The organism is Algibacter miyuki, from assembly GCF_030409805.1.
Lineage (GTDB): Bacteria > Bacteroidota > Bacteroidia > Flavobacteriales > Flavobacteriaceae > Algibacter > Algibacter miyuki.
The window spans coordinates 696,350-710,016 of sequence record NZ_JAUFQP010000010.1 but is presented as its reverse complement, the minus strand read 5'-3'; the positions used below and the strand labels follow the sequence as shown (position 1 = coordinate 710,016).

Genomic DNA, 13,667 nt, shown 5'->3' with positions numbered 1-13,667 from the left:
TCCTATTTGTAGGAAAAGATTTTGTTTTTAATAAAAAAGGGGGTTTTTCCCCTTATGTAGGTGTATTCTTCTGATTAACTTTGAACTTTAAATAAAAACTTATTATGAAGCATTTACAGCGTTTATCAGTTAGCCTATTTGTATTAACTATGTTTCTCTTTTCTTGCGACAAGAAGACATCGGATGTTAAACAGGAATCTGCAAGAGAAATTAAGGTGAAAGATAATGCGTTGGAAGAACATTTGATCTCTGTAAATCAAGGGACTGAAATGTATCATGAATTTGATGAAAACAGAATTAAAGTCTTAGCAAAAACCTTGAAAGACAAGTATAAAAATCCGGATTTTAATGACACTCAATTTATCTGGTATGCTTTAGAAGATTTAAAAGCGTACATAGAATATGTTGAAGCTATACAAAAAGCAAATCCAAAGCAAGATGTTTCTGGCCTACGAATTTATTTAGGAGCTTATCCTGATTCTGGAAAATTTAAAGATGGTAAAAAGATTAAATTACCCGGACAACAAACTGTTTTTATGGTGCCTACCGTTGCTATAGAAGGCGGTTCTAAAGAGTATAATGCCCTAAACCATCTACCATTCGTTATAAATTCTAAAGCCACTAATAGTTTGAATGGAGACTTCAAAATTATTGATGATTTAATGAATTCAACATCAAAGAAAGAGCGTCTAAACTTGTTTTATAAGAAATCGCAAAATTTCCAAACGGCAGGTTTTAACACGAATACTTTTACTGGAAGTACCGCCGAATTAAAAATGATTTTTAATGAAGGCGAAATGATTCCACCCCCAATAAATAACTAAGCACCTACCTACTGCCTATGCCCCTAGAAATCGCCTTAATGATATCAATTCGAAGTTCAATAAAATATATTGAGCTTCTTGTTGCTATTATCGGAACCATCTACTTATTTAAATATAAACATACGTATTTAAAGTATTTTTTAGTGATACTTTGGTACACTGCTATTAACGAATTTTCGGGTTACTTGTTTAGAATATTGGGGTTTTCTACAAATATGATAATCTACAATGTTTTTCATTTTATAAATTTTTCATTCCTGTTTTTACTCTTTAATAGGTCATTAGAAATTCCGAAGTACAAAAAAGCAACCAGTATATTTCTGGGTATTTATGTCGCTAGTTTTTTTATAAATATGTTTTTTGAAAACTATTTAATAGAAGTGCAAACTGTACCTTTTTTAATAGCTTCCGTATTATTAATTACAAGTATTGTGTTTTATTTTTCTGAAATATTAAATACAGAAGAAGTGCTTTATGTTAAAAATAATATGCTTTTTTGGATTAGTGTAGGGTACTTGTTATACCTCTCTGGGAATATTCCGATTCGAGTTATTAGGAATTACTTTGCAGATGTTGTAAGTTTAGAGAACGTTTTAGAAATAAGCAGTGTTTTAAGCATTGTTATGAATATGTGTTTTATTATCGGATTTGTATGGGGGGAGAAGGACAAGGGCAAGCTGTAATATTAGTTACCGTTTTTACGTTGGTTTTTTTATGCTTCATTCTAGTGGTTTTATTTGTTGTTTTTCAGAAAAGGAAAAATATTCTAATTTTAAAACAGAAGGAAATCGAAAAACAATTTGAGCAAGAAATAGCCCAAACTCAAATAGAAATTAGGGAAGAAACCTTTAGAAATATAAGTTGGGAACTGCATGATAATATTGGGCAGCTTCTAACCTTAGCTAAAATCCAAATTCAAAATCCCGAAAATATTAACGATGTAAAAGAAACATTGAATAAAGGGTTAATTGAGTTGAGGTCTTTATCGAAACAGATAAACCCCGAAGCATTAAAAAAAATGCGTTTCACGGAGGCTGTAACACAAGAAATTGAACGTTTTAATAGGCTCAATTTTATTAAAGCATCCATAGATATTATTGGTGAAGAAAAAAAAATAAACGAAAAAACTGAAATTGTATTATTTAGAATATTACAAGAGTTTTTTTCGAACACGATGAAACACGCCAAGGCTAGGCATTTGGATGTGACTTTAAAGTTCGATACAGAAGAACTTTCAATCATAGCGAAAGATGACGGTCAAGGGTTTGATTCCGATCAACAAGATCAGGCTTCAGGAATTGGTTTGTCTAACATGAAAAACAGAGCGCAATTGGTAAATGCAACTGTTAATGTTTTTTCTAAACCAAACCAAGGCACACAATTAACTATAACCTATCGCTATAAATCATGAATCCATATAAAGTTGTAATTGTTGAAGATCACGTTTTGCTTTCTCAAGCTATAGCAGGACTAGTCAATGCGTTTAATAACTTTGAAGTACCGTATTTATGTAATAATGGTCGTGAACTTTTAGATAAATTAAAATTTGCAAACAACATACCCGACGTTGTTTTGATGGATGTAAATATGCCTATTTTAAACGGCATAGAAACTACCGAGATTATTAAAAATGAATATCCGCAAATAAAAGTAATTGCCCTTTCTGTAGAAGGTTCCGAAGATACCATTATCCAAATGCTAAAGGCTGGAGCAAAAGGTTATTTGCTTAAAGATGTTGAAAAAGAAGTGCTAGAGTTAGCTTTGAAAGAAGTGATTAGCACGGGTTATTTTCATACCAAAACGGTGTCCAAAATTTTAGTTGATTCCTTAACCGATGAAAATACTGCTGTAGGAAAACTAAAAGAACGCGAGCTCGAATTTATAAAACTTGTTTGCTCGGAGTTAACCTATAAAGAAATTGCCGATAAAATGTTTTTAAGCCCGAAGACTATCGATGGGTATCGCGATAGCTTGTTTCAAAAACTACAAGTGAAAAACAAAATTGGTTTGGTGCTTTATGCTATAAAAAACAAAATTGTGCACCTTTAGTTTGCTGCGGTTATCACGTTTAATATATTTTTGTTTGGCCGAATAATAAAATAAAATACCATTTGCTTTTTTACCAATGTTTTTTCTAATAGTTCGGAATGCTTTGGTAATTTGGGCTTCTACACTTTTTATAGAAACATCTAAATATTCCGAAATTTCCACATTAGTTAAACCTTCCTTTTTTTTTATAGTAGGATTTTAATTTTAGAAAAGAAAATAAATTAACGCAACTTAGTTGCATTAGAAATCAAAAGTAATATATTTGCAAAATAACTTGGTAAAATTAAATTACAAACAAGTAAAAATATATTACCATGTGTCTCATTATAGTTTTATCTCTAGTTTATTTTTAGATATAAAATTATTGCAAGCCAAAAAATATTAAGTACTTCTTTTTAGAAGTTTTTAAACGTGATAATGAAAACAAGTCAGATTAAAAATAGTATAACTTTCTTTTTCATTGCTCTTTTTCTAACAATGAAAATAGCAGGGCTTCACGTGTTGTCTCATACAAATGATGACGATCACGAAATTCATTGTACTATTTGCGACCATGCTATTACGCATAACTTAATTCCTGCCATTACCCCGGATTTACAGGATTGCACTATTGAAAACACTGAACCCATAGTTCCAAGAACGATAATTAAAAACTACAGTTTTATTATCGCAAGTACCATTGCTGCAAACGAGCTCTTTTCTCGACCTCCTCCTTTTTTACTATAAGTTTTCCTTGTACATTTTATTTGAGAATTTGAACGTTAAGTGTTAAATCGTGCTAAACGAGCTAATATGTTGTTCTGTTTATTAATAAACTTAATACAGCTAGTTATTACGCTCGTAATGCCTGCTAGTTCTTCCGTTTAGTCTCTTATTAATTAATGTATAGGTTTTGTCGTAGCCCTTTTTCTAGGGGTAATTATTCAAATTTTATAGTATTTTAAATATGTTTCAAAAAATACTGAGTGTATGGTTGTGTTTCAGCCTATGCTCTATAGTGTGTGCGCAAAATTCTTTTCAAATAAAAGGTTCTGTTATAGATGCCCGTACCTTAAAACCTATTGAGGGAGCCAATATTATTGGTAAAGGTGTCTTTTCAATTTCATCTAAAACAGGTGCTTTTACAATTAAAAATGTAGTTAAAAATACTTATGCTTTAACCATATCTCACATGGGGTATGCGTCTCAAAAAGTGAACATCATTGTGAGTCCAGAAATGGAAACTGTAAAAATATTATTAAATGAAGTCTCCACGGCACTTGATGAAGTTGAGGTGCATAGTAAATCAAAACAAAGAATATCGAAGGAGACGCCCGTGGTTTCTCATATCGTTTCTAAGGAGTTTCTTGATAAAAACAGAGAAAATAGCTTGATGCAAACTCTGAGTAAAATTCCTGGGGTAAGTACTATTACTATTGGTTCGGGGCAATCTAAACCTGTTATTAGAGGCTTGGGTTTTAATAGAGTTGCCGTTGTTCAAAATGGAATAAAACACGAAGCGCAACAGTGGGGCAATGACCATGGCTTAGAAATAGATCAATACGGTATTAATAACATACAAATTATAAAAGGCCCAGCCTCTTTAGTTTATGGTTCTGATGCTATTGCGGGTGTTGTGGATATTCAGCCTAATAAAATTCCGTTATTAAACTCTTTTAGTGGCGAGGTAAATGTATTGGGAGAAAGTAATAATGATTTACTAGGTATTTCTGCAGGTATTGAGACAAGAAAAGAGAAATGGTTTTATCGCGGACGTTTAACTTTTAGAGATTATGGAGATTACAAAGTGCCTACCGATAAAATTAACTACGAGAATTACATTTTTGAATTACACGATAATAATTTAAGAAACACCGCAGGAAAAGAAGCTAATGCCAGTTTTAGCGTAGGTTATGTTTCTGAAAATTTAAAATCGGAAACTTTTTTTAGTAACGTTAATGCTAAAAACGGCTTTTTTGCCAATGCGCATGGTTTAGAAGTGAGAACGTCTAGTATAGATTATGATAGTTCTAATAGAGATATCGATTTGCCTTTTCATAAAGTAAATCATTTTAAAATCACCAATAATACATCTTGGACAAAGGGCGACCACGCTTTTCATTTTGATTTGGGGTTTCAAAATAATCATAGAGAAGAACATTCCGAACCAGTACCACATGGCTATATGCCAAAACCTTCGGACAGCAAGGAGCGACAATTTAATAAGAATACTTACGCCTTAAATGTTAGAGATGTTTTTAAGCCGAATGACTTACATGATCTTGTCGCAGGGATTAATGTTGAATTTCAAGATAATAATATTGGCGGATGGGGATTTTTAATTCCTAATTATAATCGTTTTAGCATTGGGGCATTTGTTTATGATCAATTTGAGATTCAGCCGGATTTACACCTGTTGGCAGGCATACGCTATGATTATGGGCTTATGGATTCCAAATCTTATTTCGATTGGTACCCTTCAACTATAAGTAATAGAGATGGCTCCACCTCGTACGTGCATTTACAAAGAGCTCAGAATAAAACGTTAGATTTTGGTAATATTAGTGCCTCGGCTGGGCTTAGTTATGTTCAGAAAAATACTACTTATAAATTAAATATAGGTAAGAGTTTTAGAATGCCATTACCAAATGAGTTGGCTTCGGATGGCGTAAACTATCACATGTATCGGTATGAAAGAGGAAATTTGGATTTGAATCCGGAAGAATCGTATCAATTGGATGTTGATATTGATCATACTACAAAGGACTTCTCAGTTGGTGTAAGCCCCTTTGTAAACCTATTTGAGAATTATATTTATTTGAATCCCACTTCAAATTATTATGAAACCTTACAAATTTACGAATATACCCAAAGTAAGGTGTTTAGAGTTGGAGGAGAGGTAAGAGCGCGTACTACGGTTTTCAAAAACCTACAATTAGATGCTTCCGCAGAATACGTGTTTTCAAGACAAACCAGTGGCGCGAAAAAAGATTTTACGCTTCCTTTTTCTCCGCCATTATCGGGGTTGTTATCTGCTAGCTACCAATTTAACGATCTTCTTTTTTTTAAGAAACCACTACTTGTGGCCGATTTTAGAATAACCGCAAATCAAGATGAAATTGTTCCGCCAGAAGAAAAAACAGAAGGTTATCAAATGCTTAATATGTCATTTTTAACAGAAATGGATGTTTTCAAAAATAATAAACCTTTAGCACTACGAGTAAAACTCAACAATGTATTCAATACCAAATATTTTGACCATACCAGTTTTTATAGGTTGATAGATGTTCCCGAAGCTGGTAGAAACCTATCCATATCATTAACAATACCTTTTTAATAATTATAAATAAATAATCAAAATCAAATGAAAACAAACATTATGAAAACAAATTTTAAATTTTTAGCATTTATCACTTTTTTAGGACTCTTTTTAAATTCCTGTAGTAGCGATGATGATAACGTAGCATTCAATGCTCCGATAATCTCTAATTTTGAATATGGAGAAGGAAGTGAGCATTCAACTGAACAGGTTGCCTATAAAGGTTCGGATATTCATTTAGAAGCGGAAATTAATGCAGAAGCAAAAGTAAGTAGTATTACGCTTTCCATTCATGCACACGATTTAACTGTTGGAGATGATGAAGTGGATTGGGATTTTGAGCAGGTATTTACAGATAGTAATTATTTAGTGATTAACCCTACATTTCATGAACATATAGATGTTCCTGCTAATATACCAGCCGGCGAATATCATATCGAATTAATCGTAACAGATGAACTCGGAAATAGTACAGAAATTGAAGGACATATCGACGTTTTAGACCCAATTACTTTAAGCGATTTCTCTATAGATACTTCGGTAGTGCGCGGAAGCGATTTTCATGCAGAATTTATGGTAAATGCTGTTAATGGCATCCATAATATTACTGTTGATATCCATGCAGATGGAATTACTCCTGGAGAAGGAGAAGTAGAATGGGACTTTGAGCAAGCGTATGAAGAAGGATACCATGAGCAAACTGAAGTAGAATTTCATAAGCATATAGATGTACCTGTTACGGCACCTGCAGGAGAATATCATATGCTTTTTACAGTTGAAGATGAAAACGGAAACACTAAAACCTATGAAACTCATATAGATGTTACAGCATCATAAAATAACTAAACCGCATAGCATCATGATGTGCTATGCGGTTATAAATCATATTAAAATGAGAACGATACTAAAACATGGTTGCTTTTTACTTTTTATGTCGCTTTTGGCATCTTGCTCAAGTGATGACGGTGGTAATAAAGATGAAGAAAAGCCAACCATAACGATTAATTATAATGGGGGGGTTCCTCAAGGCTGTGCCCAGCTTGTAAAAGGAGAAACGTACAATTTTAAGGCAAAAGTTACAGACAACTTAGCGCTGGCTAGTTATAGTTTAGATATTCATCATAATTTTGATCATCATACCCATGACGATCAAGGCGAACAATGCGATTTAGAAGAGGTAAAACAGGTTGTAAATCCGTTAATTTTTATGGAAAACTATACTTTGGAAAGCGGATTAACTAGTTATGAAATTAATATCTCAATAACAATTCCTGACGATATAGATATAGGCGATTATCACTGTGCTTACTCTGTAACAGATGCAACAGGTTGGCAAAGTAGAACATCGATAGACATAAAAATTATTGAATAAATGAAGGCTAGAGGTGGGTAACTGTTTTAATTATTTTAGGTTTTTTTGTAATTATTACGAAAAACCTAATATGATTATATTAAAATAGGGCGCTGTTGTGCCTTGAAAATTAGAAATGTAGAGGTGATTTTTTTTTGCGACTCAGTTGTATTATTTTTGTACTATGGGTATTATAAGAAAAACAAAATCAGTTAAAATTTTACTAGATGAATTTGATAAGCACACAAGTGCTATTTCTGCTGTTGCTCTAATAGAAAATCTTAGTTCTCAGATGAACAAAACTACAGTGTATCGCATCTTAGATAAACTTGAAAATGATGGGGTTTTACATTCTTTTTTCGGGAAAAATGGACATAAGTGGTATGCAAAATGTCATGATTGCTCCTCCTCTAAACATCATGATTCTCATGCACATTTTCAATGTTTACATTGTGGTAAGGTAGATTGTCTAGATACCGATTTTAATGTTCCACAAATACCTAATCACAGAGTAGAAGCCTCGCAAGTTTTGTTGCAAGGTAGTTGTAAGGCATGCTTAGTTTAGGTAATATTCAATTCAAATATAATTTATTTTTTATTTTCTTAAGATTGAATCTTTTACGTTTTGAGCATAAAAAAAAACTCATGAAAATGAACGGTTTTTTTTATTAATACTATTAAAAGCTATGCCAGAAATGGGGCTTTTATATGTGTTAATTTTTACTATAGTTTATTCAGTTACTTTTAGAGTATGTGTTCTCAACAATGACTCCACCATCATTTAAAGTTGAATTTTAAAGTTGTTTCACTTAGCTAAACAATGGTATAAGTATCTATTGAGGAATCATTATAACTTAATATAAAAGATGTTTCTTTAACTACAAAAGTGCCATTGTCAAAATCTTCTTCACAAGAATCATCAAAATAACGTTCAGAGAATGTATTATCACTCATAAAGGTAAAAAGCTCTCTTTCTTCATTGCATATAACCTGTGTTGTACTTGTTACGCCATCATGTGTTACAGTGCTCTTTTCCCAAGTATGTTTAATGAGGTCTAAATTGGATAGTTCTTTTGCAGGTGTAGGCTCATTGTCTTCTTCTGTACAAGACATTATAAAAAGTGATGTTGCAATTAATATTGCTCTAAAAATCATCGTTTTGTTTTTCGTTTTTTATATTTAATAATTTGAGGTTATTTTATTTTTTTAGAAAAAGATAATCCGATAAAAGTACTTTTATGTTATATGCGATTCATAAGGTTTTAAGTAAAAATCCAATTACTTTTCTAAAAACTGTTTTTTTTAGTCCTAAAAAAATATGAACTAACAAATAATCTAATACCAATAACAACTCCAATATTAAATGGCTATCTGGCCTAGTTTGGTAATAAGCTTTGTTGAATATTAAATTTAAATAAAATTGGATTTGAGAATAGTTGCCTCAAAAGAAGTGAAAGTAATAATTGCATTTTGAACCAAACTGAGGCCTATACAGTACCTCTAAAAACAAAAACCCCGTAAACACTGGGTTTACGGGGTTTAAAAGTGGAGTCGGAGAGAATCGAACTCTCGTCCAAACAAGTAACCAAAGAGCTTTCTACACGTTTATTCTTTTCTTGGGTTTTCGACTATAAGCTGGTTAAAGACAACCCACTTATAACTTAGCTTCTTTAGTTTCGTAAAAGCATCAAAGCACTGCCTAAACTATATTGACATTTACGATGCCTCAAAATGGAACGCCGTCAATCAAGGCTTTCCGGAGACATAAAGCATGTACACCTTGTGTACCTAGGCCAATTCTACTATAATTCGAATTATGCTGCTAAAGCGTAGTTATTCTCGCCGTTTAAAAGTTGGTCTAGCCTTTAACGTGTATCAATGCCATTACACGACGTGCTTACCGTTTCGTTAATCTCGCTGTCAAAACCAGTCGACCCCAGAATTAATGAAATAGTAAAATTTTAATTCACTAAGTTTTTTTTGGCGTTACCACAAGGGTCGGGCTTTCGGCAGTCGCTTTTTTTGAGAAAAACAAAAAAGAGCTTCAACAAAGCCTCAATCCCTAACGCACAGTCCGCAAAGTTAATTAAAACTTTTAAACTAGTGTGTAATCCGCTAACATAAATCAAAAATTATACCATTTTCATTTGTCAGTTCATCGTTGTCAGTAAAAAAAGTTAGTATAATTAATGAAATATTTTAATATATTTCCGAAATTACACCTAAAGAGAAACCCATGAAATTCGCCATCATAAAAGAACGTAAAAACCCACCCGACCGTCGCGTGGTATTTTCGCCATCCAAACTAGCCGAAGCCCAAAAACAATTCCCTGAAGCCATTTTCAAAGTAGAATCGTCCAACATTCGTGTGTTTACCGACGAGCAATACCGAAACGCAGGCTTCGAAGTCGTAAACGATGTATCCGATTGTGATGTTATGCTTGGTGTAAAAGAAGTTCCAATCAACGCACTAATTCCTAATAAAAAATATTTTTTCTTTTCTCATACCATAAAAAAGCAACCCTATAACCGCAAGTTGCTACAAGCTATATTAGAAAAGAATATCGAACTTCACGATCACGAAACTATTGTAAACGCACAAGGATTTCGCTTAATAGGTTTTGGTCGTTATGCTGGTATTGTTGGCGCTTATAACGGTTTTCGAGCCTGGGGACTAAAATACAATACCTGGCAATTACCCAAAGCAGGCCCATTACCAAATCAAGAAGCTTTAATTTCAGAACTCAATAACCTAAAATTACCCAACATAAAAATACTCCTTACCGGTAGCGGAAAAGTAGCAAAAGGTGCTCAAGAAATGCTCGATGCCATGCAGGTAAAATCTGTTACCGTGTCCGATTATCTAAATAAAAATTTTACAGAGCCTGTATATTGCAACATCGATGTGCTCGATTACAACATACGCAAAGACAGTAAAGTTCTAGATAATCAAGATTTTTTCAATAATCCACAAGATTATCAATCCAACTTTATGCGTTTCGCTAAAGTAACAGACTATTACATCGCAGGGCATTTTTACGGCGATGGTGCTCCATATCTTTATACCCGTTCCGACGTGAAATCACCAGATTTCAATATTAAAGTTGTGGCCGATATCAGTTGCGATGTCGACGGGCCAGTAGCTACAACGCTTCGCGCTTCAACTATTGCCGATCCTATTTATGGCTACAACCCGGAAACAGAAACCGAAATAGATTTTACATCCGAAAAAGCCATAACCGTAATGGCTGTCGATAATTTACCTTGCGAGCTTCCGCAAGACGCTAGTGAAGGTTTTGGCGATATGTTTCTAAAAGAAGTTATTCCTGCCTTTTTTAATAACGATGCCAATGGTGTTTTACAACGGTCAAAAATGACCGAAAATCAAAAACTAACCGAAAATTTTTCATATTTACAAGGATATATTAACGGAAACTAATAAGTTTGCCCTATCATTTATTTCAAATGGTAGAAGAATTAAAAAAATCGAGTATTATTAAAACGGCATTAGTTACAGGAGCAGCCTCGGGATTAGGGTATGAATTAGCGTTATTATTGGCAGAAGATAACTATAAGTTAATTTTAGTAGACCTTGATTCGGAAGGCTTAGAAGTGGTTAAAACCGAACTAGAAAACAAGTTTAATGTTGAGGTTTTGGCTTTAATTAAAGATTTAAGTCTACCCAATATTGCTCAAGATATCATGAGTGCTGTGGGTAATGTGCATATAGACGTGCTTATTAATAATGCAGGTTTTGGCTTGTTTGGTACCTTTGCCGAAACCAATTGGGAACGCGAATCGGCCATGTTACATCTTCATATCATGACCACCACACATTTAACCAAACTGGTTTTGCAAGGTATGGTAGAGCGTGGTTCGGGTAAAATATTAAATATGTCGTCTTTGGCAGCTTTTCAACCAGGCCCATTAATGTCTATTTATTATGCTTCTAAAGGGTATATGTTATCTTTTTCCGAAGCCATTGCAAACGAGTTAAAAGGTACTGGGGTTACTGTTACGGCGCTTTGTCCAGGACCTACAAAAACAGCATTTCAAGACACGGTTACAGGTACCGTGTCAGAAGGCGCTTCCGATAATAAAATCAAATTCAATATGGGATGTGCTAAAACGGTTGCTATTTATGGTTATGAAGCGATGCTTAAAGGAAAAACCTATGCTATCCCAGGACGTTTTAATAAATTTTTATCCATTATTCCAAGATTTATGACGCGGAATGCTACAGCAGCTCTTGTTAGAAAAATACAAGCTAAAAATAGAGCAGATTAAACAGTTCAGAATATTGAACTATAAGAATCACGAATTTCCAATTTCATTAATATTAGGTCGCGTTTGGAGAAAATAGCAGCCAAACGCAAAATATATTACAAGCAGAGCTTTATTAAGTTTGGGGGCACTTGCCAAATAACTTGCAATAAAATAAGGAATGACTGCTAAAAATAATTTCTAACTATAAGGGATAAAGGAAAACGATATGGATACCGCTAAAATGGGCAATGGTTCTAATTAATGGTTAAAAGGTGTTTTACACAATGCATAGTTTATTCACTTTATGCTCCACAACAACTATGGCAATAACTCCAATAGTGTAGGCTAACAAATCGGAGGTTTGGTAGGTGCTACCTAAAACAATACTTAAAAAACGGTTGTTTTCTAAATGGAATAGTTTTAACACATGAAAAAATTGCATAAACTCTATTACGAAAGCAAATTTTAAAACGTTGACAGCTAATTTAATACTGTCTATTTTTAAAAAGCTTTTGAAAAAACAATACAGTAAAATGACAGATAAAAAATCTCCAAAAGTATATCTGATAAATCCTGTTTTTAAGAAAAGTGCAATATAGATTTCAGTAAGTAAAAGGAGTACGCAGAGGGATGCGTAGTGTTTGTTAAGTCGGAAAATCATTAGTGTAGTATCTTATTTGTTATGTCTATAATTATGTTTTGGTATAAAATAGCGGCCAGAATATGGACAGGAATAATACCTCAAGCGTTTTAAATGTTTTTGCTTGTTTGAGTATTTACGAGAAAAATGCCCGTATGAGATAGGAGGAATCGTAATTTTATTGTGTTTTAAATCAGACAAGGTGTATAATATGTTATTTTATTTCAATTTTAGCCCCTAAAAACTTAGGCGATATATTAAACAAAATATCTACTGAAGCTTTAGTGCGCGCGAGGTATTCCCGAAGTTTGGTTTTAAAACTATATCGTTTCGGAACATCTTTAGCATTGAATGCAATAGCGCTTATATCATATTGATTAGCTAGGTAAATGGCGCGCTCATTATGAAATTTTTGAGAAATAATGGTAAAAGCATCCAATCCGAAAATTTCTTTGGCTCTCACCATAGAATCTAAAGTTCTAAAGCCGGCATAATCCAAATAGATCTTATTTTCGGGAATGCCATTTTCAATTAAATCAATTTTAAAATCCGTTGGCTCGTCGTAATCTTTTCGGCTATTATCGCCACTTATTAAAATATATTCTATTTTTCCCGATTCGAATAAGGCAATGGCAGCTTCCAAACGGTATTTGTAGTACAAGTTTATATTGCCATATTGGGTGGTTTTTCCCGCGCCTAAAATAAGTCCGACTTTGTTTTTCGGGATTTCAGATACGTTATTATATAAAGCGCTTTTTGCCTGATGGTTTATCCATAAGTTTATAGATACAATATAAATGAGTATAAAAAAAGCTAGTTTTAGTAAACGTTTTACGTGTTTCATAGGGTTTCCATTATTTTAGGAGTTTCTACCTTTTTAGTTTCAGCATGTTTTACAATCCACACCCAAGTTTGCAAAGTCGATATGAACGCTGCGGCGTAAAAACAAAGTAAAACCGGTTCTTGAAAAGTGCCATAAACGCAAAGCGAAAAGCAGATCAAGGCATAATATGGGAAGTATGTTTTAAACACGGTTTGGTAGCTTGTGTTATCATTTTTCGACCAGAAAAAGGGAGCAATAGTGCAGGTTATTACAATGGTATTGCATATTGAAATGGGAATCATTGATGGTACTATATAAATTAACAAAGCTGAATCTGTTCCATTAAGAAACAGAATAACCCAAAATATTACTGTTGAAAGTAAAGTGGCTTTTAATATGATTAGCGGAAGTTTCAT

At 33.3% G+C, this 13,667-nt stretch carries 15 protein-coding genes and 1 other RNA gene; 11 read left to right on the top strand and 5 right to left on the bottom strand.

Annotated features, from left to right (window positions below; genetic code table 11):
* Window positions 1-104 precede the first annotated feature (104 nt).
* The 9 genes from QWY92_RS10950 (at window position 105) to QWY92_RS10910 (ending at window position 8,087) form a co-directional block, all read left to right on the top strand.
* Complete coding sequence (locus tag QWY92_RS10950) at window positions 105-824, top strand: hypothetical protein (protein WP_290271183.1); 720 nt, start codon at window positions 105-107, stop codon at window positions 822-824.
* 38 nt (window positions 825-862) lie between these two features.
* Complete coding sequence (locus tag QWY92_RS10945) at window positions 863-1,507, top strand: hypothetical protein (protein WP_290271181.1); 645 nt, start codon at window positions 863-865, stop codon at window positions 1,505-1,507.
* The gene (locus tag QWY92_RS10940; RefSeq protein ID WP_290271180.1) at window positions 1,477-2,235 is read left to right on the top strand and encodes a sensor histidine kinase; all 759 of its coding nucleotides are present in this window, start codon (window positions 1,477-1,479) and stop codon (window positions 2,233-2,235) included. Before QWY92_RS10945 ends, QWY92_RS10940 begins: the two co-directional genes overlap by 31 nt.
* On the top strand, window positions 2,232-2,873 hold the full coding sequence (locus QWY92_RS10935) for a response regulator transcription factor (protein WP_290271178.1): 642 nt from the start codon (window positions 2,232-2,234) through the stop codon (window positions 2,871-2,873). Before QWY92_RS10940 ends, QWY92_RS10935 begins: the two co-directional genes overlap by 4 nt.
* A 477-nt stretch (window positions 2,874-3,350) precedes the next feature.
* The gene (locus QWY92_RS10930) at window positions 3,351-3,599 is read left to right on the top strand and encodes a hypothetical protein (RefSeq protein WP_290271177.1); all 249 of its coding nucleotides are present in this window, start codon (window positions 3,351-3,353) and stop codon (window positions 3,597-3,599) included.
* A gap of 220 nt (window positions 3,600-3,819) precedes the next feature.
* Window positions 3,820-6,189, top strand: a complete 2,370-nt coding sequence (locus QWY92_RS10925; protein WP_290271175.1) for a TonB-dependent receptor — start codon at window positions 3,820-3,822, stop codon at window positions 6,187-6,189.
* A gap of 42 nt (window positions 6,190-6,231) precedes the next feature.
* Window positions 6,232-7,008 carry a DUF4625 domain-containing protein gene (locus QWY92_RS10920; protein WP_290271174.1) on the top strand — a complete coding sequence of 259 codons (777 nt, stop codon included), beginning with the start codon at window positions 6,232-6,234 and terminating at the stop codon, window positions 7,006-7,008.
* A gap of 55 nt (window positions 7,009-7,063) precedes the next feature.
* Window positions 7,064-7,543: a DUF4625 domain-containing protein gene (locus QWY92_RS10915; protein ID WP_290271173.1), complete on the top strand. Its 480-nt coding sequence runs from the start codon at window positions 7,064-7,066 to the stop codon at window positions 7,541-7,543.
* Between the two features lie 163 nt (window positions 7,544-7,706).
* Window positions 7,707-8,087 carry a Fur family transcriptional regulator gene (locus tag QWY92_RS10910; RefSeq protein WP_290271172.1) on the top strand — a complete coding sequence of 127 codons (381 nt, stop codon included), beginning with the start codon at window positions 7,707-7,709 and terminating at the stop codon, window positions 8,085-8,087.
* Window positions 8,088-8,335: 248 nt separating this feature from the next.
* Here QWY92_RS10910 and QWY92_RS10905 read toward each other — a convergent pair whose 3' ends face one another.
* Together QWY92_RS10905 and ssrA are read right to left on the bottom strand one after the other, a co-directional pair.
* The gene (locus tag QWY92_RS10905) at window positions 8,336-8,677 is read right to left on the bottom strand and encodes a lipocalin family protein (protein WP_290271170.1); all 342 of its coding nucleotides are present in this window, start codon (window positions 8,675-8,677) and stop codon (window positions 8,336-8,338) included.
* Window positions 8,678-9,065: 388 nt separating this feature from the next.
* Window positions 9,066-9,460: a transfer-messenger RNA gene (gene ssrA, locus QWY92_RS10900) on the bottom strand.
* A gap of 298 nt (window positions 9,461-9,758) precedes the next feature.
* Here ssrA and QWY92_RS10895 point away from each other — a divergent pair.
* Window positions 9,759-10,961 carry an NAD(P)-dependent oxidoreductase gene (locus tag QWY92_RS10895; protein WP_290271168.1) on the top strand — a complete coding sequence of 401 codons (1,203 nt, stop codon included), beginning with the start codon at window positions 9,759-9,761 and terminating at the stop codon, window positions 10,959-10,961.
* A 26-nt stretch (window positions 10,962-10,987) separates the two neighbouring features.
* On the top strand, window positions 10,988-11,809 hold the full coding sequence (locus QWY92_RS10890) for an SDR family NAD(P)-dependent oxidoreductase (protein ID WP_290271166.1): 822 nt from the start codon (window positions 10,988-10,990) through the stop codon (window positions 11,807-11,809).
* A gap of 256 nt (window positions 11,810-12,065) precedes the next feature.
* Here QWY92_RS10890 and QWY92_RS10885 read toward each other — a convergent pair whose 3' ends face one another.
* The 3 genes from QWY92_RS10885 to QWY92_RS10875 all read right to left on the bottom strand — a co-directional run bounded on the left by QWY92_RS10885 (window position 12,066) and on the right by QWY92_RS10875 (window position 13,667).
* Window positions 12,066-12,449: a ribosomal maturation YjgA family protein gene (locus QWY92_RS10885; RefSeq protein ID WP_290271164.1), complete on the bottom strand. Its 384-nt coding sequence runs from the start codon at window positions 12,447-12,449 to the stop codon at window positions 12,066-12,068.
* Window positions 12,450-12,642: 193 nt separating this feature from the next.
* Window positions 12,643-13,272, bottom strand: a complete 630-nt coding sequence (locus QWY92_RS10880) for a SanA/YdcF family protein (protein ID WP_290271162.1) — start codon at window positions 13,270-13,272, stop codon at window positions 12,643-12,645.
* Window positions 13,269-13,667, bottom strand: coding sequence for a hypothetical protein (locus QWY92_RS10875; protein ID WP_290271160.1), 399 nt, complete (start codon window positions 13,665-13,667; stop codon window positions 13,269-13,271). Before QWY92_RS10875 ends, QWY92_RS10880 begins: the two co-directional genes overlap by 4 nt.

Coding starts and splice junctions, on each gene's coding strand:
- QWY92_RS10950 (WP_290271183.1), top strand. CDS start 105: ATGAAGCATTTACAGCGTTTATCAGTTAGCCTATTTGTATTAACTATG.
- QWY92_RS10945 (WP_290271181.1), top strand. CDS start 863: ATGATATCAATTCGAAGTTCAATAAAATATATTGAGCTTCTTGTTGCT.
- QWY92_RS10940 (WP_290271180.1), top strand. CDS start 1,477: ATGGGGGGAGAAGGACAAGGGCAAGCTGTAATATTAGTTACCGTTTTT.
- QWY92_RS10935 (WP_290271178.1), top strand. CDS start 2,232: ATGAATCCATATAAAGTTGTAATTGTTGAAGATCACGTTTTGCTTTCT.
- QWY92_RS10930 (WP_290271177.1), top strand. CDS start 3,351: ATGAAAATAGCAGGGCTTCACGTGTTGTCTCATACAAATGATGACGAT.
- QWY92_RS10925 (WP_290271175.1), top strand. CDS start 3,820: ATGTTTCAAAAAATACTGAGTGTATGGTTGTGTTTCAGCCTATGCTCT.
- QWY92_RS10920 (WP_290271174.1), top strand. CDS start 6,232: ATGAAAACAAATTTTAAATTTTTAGCATTTATCACTTTTTTAGGACTC.
- QWY92_RS10915 (WP_290271173.1), top strand. CDS start 7,064: ATGAGAACGATACTAAAACATGGTTGCTTTTTACTTTTTATGTCGCTT.
- QWY92_RS10910 (WP_290271172.1), top strand. CDS start 7,707: ATGGGTATTATAAGAAAAACAAAATCAGTTAAAATTTTACTAGATGAA.
- QWY92_RS10905 (WP_290271170.1), bottom strand. CDS start 8,677: ATGATTTTTAGAGCAATATTAATTGCAACATCACTTTTTATAATGTCT.
- QWY92_RS10895 (WP_290271168.1), top strand. CDS start 9,759: ATGAAATTCGCCATCATAAAAGAACGTAAAAACCCACCCGACCGTCGC.
- QWY92_RS10890 (WP_290271166.1), top strand. CDS start 10,988: ATGGTAGAAGAATTAAAAAAATCGAGTATTATTAAAACGGCATTAGTT.
- QWY92_RS10885 (WP_290271164.1), bottom strand. CDS start 12,449: ATGATTTTCCGACTTAACAAACACTACGCATCCCTCTGCGTACTCCTT.
- QWY92_RS10880 (WP_290271162.1), bottom strand. CDS start 13,272: ATGAAACACGTAAAACGTTTACTAAAACTAGCTTTTTTTATACTCATT.
- QWY92_RS10875 (WP_290271160.1), bottom strand. CDS start 13,667: ATGAAACTTCCGCTAATCATATTAAAAGCCACTTTACTTTCAACAGTA.